The following is a 625-nucleotide window of genomic DNA, read 5'->3' as shown; positions in this document are numbered from 1 at the left end:
CGTATTGTCAAAAGTTTCTTTGTAAAAACTTGTTTTTCAGTTGATATTACGCGGTTAAACACAAAAAACTTGTCACCCCCTCAGATCTAAGGTATTTATGAGGTAACCAAACACTCAAAACCCTTAGAAAGGTTGTGACAAGTTGTTACCTCCATTAATAGCGTATTTACTTGAATATATCAAGTTTCAAGAGAAAATTATTTTTGCTCTACTGGGAATTCTGTTAGGCAAATCGGTGGCTCGGGCAGCCTACGATGAACCTGTGAATAAGCCCTATCACAAACTGCAAGTTGATGAAATGCCTGTCATTGAAATTCCGGAAAAACTAGACTATCAAGAACTACTTATTGACTATCAAACAAAACATGGGAAAGCGTTAAAACCGGTGGCTCGTCGTAAAAATAGTGTGGTGAAAGTAACGGAAAATCTAACGTGCCCAAAATGTTCAGCACCTTCTTCGTTTCTTTACGCCAATAATGGCGATAAAGGCCAATATCAATGCAAAGTGTGTGCGTGTCTCTTTAGTAAACAAAATCGTTACTTGAAAGAAGCCATCATGAAATGTCCACATTGCCTAAAAACTTTAGAAAAGATCAAGGAACGTAAGGACTTCTATGTTTTCAAG

At 37.3% G+C, this 625-nt stretch carries 1 pseudogene; it reads left to right on the top strand.

Features of this window, described 5'->3' with window-relative positions:
• Positions 1–142: 142 nt before the first annotated feature.
• Positions 143–625 (top strand): annotated as a pseudogene (locus tag DCC39_RS18915) (DDE-type integrase/transposase/recombinase); the annotation flags it as partial.

This window comes from Pueribacillus theae (genome assembly GCF_003097615.1).
Classification (GTDB): Bacteria; Bacillota; Bacilli; order Bacillales; family UBA6769; genus Pueribacillus; species Pueribacillus theae.
Note: the sequence above shows the minus strand (reverse complement) of the source record. Positions and strands in the feature narration are given on the sequence as shown.